Annotated in this window: 2 protein-coding genes; both read left to right on the top strand. The window is 47.6% G+C overall.

Going from position 1 to position 5,158, the window contains the following annotated elements; translation table 11 throughout:
* The first annotated feature begins 224 nt into the window (after positions 1 to 224).
* Complete coding sequence (rpoC, locus tag ACTHUT_RS13680; protein WP_250601632.1) at positions 225 to 4,400, top strand: DNA-directed RNA polymerase subunit beta'; 4,176 nt, start codon at positions 225 to 227, stop codon at positions 4,398 to 4,400.
* A gap of 328 nt (positions 4,401 to 4,728) precedes the next feature.
* Positions 4,729 to 5,100, top strand: coding sequence for a 30S ribosomal protein S12 (gene rpsL, locus ACTHUT_RS13685; protein WP_002218431.1), 372 nt, complete (start codon positions 4,729 to 4,731; stop codon positions 5,098 to 5,100).
* Positions 5,101 to 5,158 lie beyond the last annotated feature (58 nt).

Consider the following 5,158-nt stretch of genomic DNA (forward strand, 5'->3'; position numbering starts at 1 on the left):
AATCCTTCAACGTATTGGTTAAAGAGATTCGCTCACTGGGCTTGGATATCGATTTGGAACGCTACTAAACAGAAGTTTTCAGACGGCCTTTTAAGGTCGTCTGAAAAAGCGGTTTCAGAATAAGAATGAAGCAATCGGCATTTAGGCCGTCTGAAATCGAAAGTACCGGTTCCCAATATCGAAAATCCGCCATGCGGTAAAAATACTTCCTTCAAGGAGCAAAAATGAATTTGTTGAACTTATTTAATCCGTTGCAAACTGCCGGCATGGAAGAAGAGTTTGATGCCATCAAAATCGGTATTGCCTCTCCCGAAACCATCCGCTCATGGTCTTATGGCGAAGTTAAAAAACCTGAAACCATCAACTACCGTACGTTCAAACCTGAGCGCGACGGTTTGTTCTGCGCCAAAATCTTTGGTCCGGTCAAAGACTATGAATGTTTGTGCGGTAAATACAAACGCTTGAAATTTAAAGGCGTAACCTGTGAAAAATGTGGCGTAGAAGTGACCTTGTCTAAAGTACGCCGCGAACGCATGGGCCACATTGAATTGGCTGCACCTGTTGCCCACATTTGGTTCTTGAAATCCCTGCCTTCCCGCTTGGGTATGGTATTGGACATGACTTTGCGCGATATCGAACGCGTATTGTACTTTGAAGCATTTGTGGTAACCGATCCCGGCATGACTCCGTTGCAACGTCGTCAATTGCTGACAGAAGACGATTACTACAACAAACTGGACGAATACGGCGACGACTTCGATGCCAAAATGGGTGCAGAAGGTATCCGCGAATTGCTGCGTACCTTGGATATTACCGGCGAAATCGAAATCCTGCGTCAAGAGCTGGAATCTACCGGTTCTGACACCAAAATCAAAAAAATTGCCAAACGTTTGAAAGTATTGGAAGCCTTCCACCGTTCCGGTATGAAACTGGAATGGATGATTATGGATGTGCTGCCGGTATTGCCGCCTGATTTGCGTCCGTTGGTTCCATTGGATGGCGGTCGTTTTGCCACTTCCGATTTGAACGATTTGTATCGCCGCGTTATTAACCGCAACAACCGTCTGAAACGTCTGTTGGAACTGCATGCGCCTGACATCATCGTTCGTAACGAAAAACGTATGTTGCAAGAAGCAGTTGACTCTCTGTTGGATAACGGCCGTCGCGGTAAAGCCATGACCGGTGCCAACAAACGTCCGCTGAAATCATTGGCTGACATGATTAAAGGTAAAGGCGGCCGCTTCCGTCAAAACCTGTTGGGTAAACGTGTGGACTACTCCGGTCGTTCCGTGATTACCGTAGGCCCATACCTGCGTCTGCACCAATGTGGTCTGCCGAAAAAAATGGCTTTGGAACTGTTCAAACCATTCATTTTCCACAAATTAGAAAAACAAGGTTTGGCTTCTACCGTTAAAGCTGCGAAAAAATTGGTAGAGCAAGAAGTACCTGAAGTATGGGATATCTTGGAAGAAGTCATCCGCGAACATCCGATTATGCTGAACCGTGCGCCAACCCTGCACCGTTTGGGTATTCAAGCGTTCGAACCTATCCTGATCGAAGGTAAAGCGATTCAGTTGCACCCATTGGTGTGTGCCGCATTTAACGCCGACTTTGACGGTGACCAAATGGCTGTACACGTTCCATTGAGCTTGGAAGCACAAATGGAAGCACGCACGCTGATGCTGGCTTCAAACAACGTATTGTCTCCAGCCAACGGCGAACCAATCATCGTACCTTCTCAAGATATCGTATTGGGTCTGTACTACATGACCCGCGACCGTATCAATGCCAAAGGCGAAGGCAGCCTGTTTGCCGATGTGAAAGAAGTGCATCGTGCATACCATACCAAACAGGTTGAACTGGGTACGAAAATTACCGTACGTCTGCGTGAATGGGTGAAAAACGAAGCAGGTGAGTTTGAGCCTGTTGTTAACCGTTACGAAACAACTGTCGGCCGTGCATTGTTGAGCGAAATCTTGCCTAAAGGCCTGCCGTTCGAGTACATCAACAAAGCGCTGAAGAAAAAAGAAATTTCTAAACTGATTAACGCATCATTCCGTCTGTGCGGCTTGCGTGAAACAGTTATTTTCGCCGACCACCTGATGTATACTGGTTTCGGTTTTGCGGCAAAAGGCGGTATTTCCATTGCGGTTGACGATATGGAAATTCCGAAAGAAAAAGCAGCCTTGCTGGCTGAAGCTAATGCCGAAGTTAAAGAAATCGAAGACCAATACCGTCAAGGTTTGGTGACCAATGGCGAACGTTACAACAAAGTGGTCGATATTTGGGGTCGTGCCGGCGATAAGATCGCTAAAGCGATGATGGACAATCTGTCCAAACAAAAAGTCATCGACCGTGACGGCAACGAAGTTGACCAAGAGTCCTTCAACTCTATTTACATGATGGCCGACTCTGGTGCCCGTGGTTCTGCGGCTCAGATTAAACAGTTGTCCGGTATGCGTGGTTTGATGGCGAAACCTGACGGCTCCATTATTGAAACGCCTATTACCTCTAACTTCCGCGAAGGCCTGACCGTATTGCAATACTTTATTGCGACCCACGGTGCGCGTAAGGGTTTGGCGGATACCGCATTGAAAACTGCAAACTCCGGTTACCTGACCCGTCGTTTGGTAGACGTAACCCAAGACTTGGTGGTTGTTGAAGACGATTGCGGTACTTCAGACGGCTTTGTGATGAAGGCAGTGGTACAAGGCGGTGACGTAATTGAAGCTTTGCGTGAGCGTATTTTGGGCCGCGTTACTGCTTCTGATGTTGTCGATCCTTCGACTGGAGAGACTTTGGTTGAAGCCGGTACGTTGTTGACCGAGAAACTGGTAGATATGATCGACCAATCCGGTGTCGATGAAGTCAAAGTCCGTACGCCGATTACTTGTAAAACCCGTCATGGCCTGTGTGCACACTGCTATGGTCGCGACTTGGCACGCGGTAAACTGGTTAATGCCGGTGAGGCAGTTGGTGTGATTGCTGCACAATCCATTGGTGAGCCAGGTACTCAGCTGACCATGCGTACGTTCCACATCGGTGGTGCGGCATCTCGTGCGGCGGCAGCCAGCCAAGTAGAAGCCAAATCCAACGGTACAGCACGTTTCAGCAGCCAAATGCGTTATGTTGCCAACAACAAAGGCGAGTTGGTTGTTATCGGCCGTTCTTGTGAAGTAGTGATTCACGACGATATCGGTCGTGAACGTGAACGTCACAAAGTACCTTACGGTGCAATCCTGCTGGTACAAGACGGCGAAGCCATTAAAGCCGGTCAAACTTTGGCAACTTGGGACCCGCACACCCGTCCGATGATCACCGAACACGCAGGTACGGTGAAATTCGAAAACGTGGAAGAAGGTGTTACCGTTGCGAAACAAACCGACGATGTCACCGGTTTGTCTACTCTGGTAGTGATTGACGGTAAACGTCGTTCCTCTGGTGCTTCTAAACTGTTGCGTCCGACTGTCAAACTGTTGGATGAAAACGGTCTGGAAATTTGCATCCCAGGTACCACTACCCCAGTTTCTATGGCATTCCCGGTCGGTGCGGTGATTACCATCCGTGAAGGTCAGGAAGTCGGTAAGGGTGATGTATTGGCGCGTATTCCGCAAGCGTCTTCTAAAACCCGCGATATTACCGGTGGTCTGCCACGCGTAGCCGAATTGTTTGAAGCACGCGTGCCGAAAGATGCAGGTATGTTGGCAGAAATTACCGGTACAGTTTCCTTCGGTAAAGAAACCAAAGGTAAACAGCGTCTGATTATTACCGACGTAGACGGTGTAGCATACGAAACCCTGATTTCTAAAGAGAAACAAATTCTGGTACACGACGGTCAAGTGGTAAACCGCGGTGAAACCATCGTAGACGGTGCTGTAGATCCACACGACATTCTGCGTCTGCAAGGTATCGAAGCATTGGCCCGCTACATTGTTCAAGAGGTGCAAGAGGTTTACCGCCTGCAAGGTGTGAAGATTTCCGATAAACACATCGAAGTCATCATCCGTCAAATGCTGCGTCGAGTGAACATCGTTGATTCAGGTGATACAGAGTTCATTACTGGTGAGCAAGTTGAGCGTGGCGATGTGATGCTTGCCAATGAAAAAGCCATGGCTGAAGACAAAGAGCCAGCACGTTACGAAAACGTGTTGCTGGGTATTACCAAAGCTTCCTTGTCTACAGACAGCTTCATTTCTGCGGCATCGTTCCAAGAAACAACCCGCGTCTTGACAGAGGCCGCTATTATGGGCAAACAAGACGAGCTGCGCGGTTTGAAAGAGAACGTGATTGTCGGTCGTTTGATTCCTGCCGGTACAGGTTTGACCTACCACCGCAGCCGTCACCAACAATGGCAGCAAGCTGATCAAGAAACTTCTGAAACCGAAGCTTCAGACGAATAATCCCTTGGGATTATTGTGAAAATAAAACCGCAAGCCAGTCTTGCGGTTTTATTTTTTAGAGGATTTAAAAGAGAGTGGAGTTTAAGGCTGTCTGAATAAATAAGGAAAGCAATGGAGAAAATAAGTAGAGAGCAAATTACGGACTTATTTAAAATGACAAAGGCCGTCTGAATCTTTCAGACGGCCTTTGTTTCCAAAATTTAGACATAAATTGGAAAACACCAAACTTTATCAGTCATTTGCTTGACTAAACCCTTGCAGTAAAAATATAATTCCAATCTTGTCGACATGGTGTCGGCAAGTATTTAACTCAACAGGACGAGAAAATATGCCAACTATTAACCAATTGGTACGCAAAGGCCGTCAAAAGCCTGTGTACGTAAACAAAGTGCCTGCACTGGAAGCTTGCCCGCAAAAACGTGGCGTGTGCACCCGTGTATACACAACTACCCCTAAAAAACCTAACTCTGCATTGCGTAAAGTATGTAAAGTTCGCCTGACCAACGGTTTTGAAGTCATTTCATATATCGGCGGTGAAGGCCACAACCTGCAAGAGCACAGCGTCGTATTGATCCGCGGCGGTCGTGTAAAAGACTTGCCAGGTGTACGTTACCACACTGTACGCGGTTCCTTGGATACTGCAGGTGTTAAAGACCGTAAACAAGCCCGTTCTAAATACGGTGCTAAGCGTCCTAAATAATTATCGGGACTCAAATAGGCACGTCGGCCGCCTAAGCTGAACAACGGCCGAGTAAGTG

The sequence above is a fragment of the Neisseria sp. P0022.S010 genome, assembly GCF_051956635.1.

Bases quoted from the DNA above. Each gene is read 5' to 3' on its own strand.
- rpoC (WP_250601632.1), top strand. From the start codon at position 225: ATGAATTTGTTGAACTTATTTAATCCGTTGCAAACTGCCGGCATGGAA.
- rpsL (WP_002218431.1), top strand. From the start codon at position 4,729: ATGCCAACTATTAACCAATTGGTACGCAAAGGCCGTCAAAAGCCTGTG.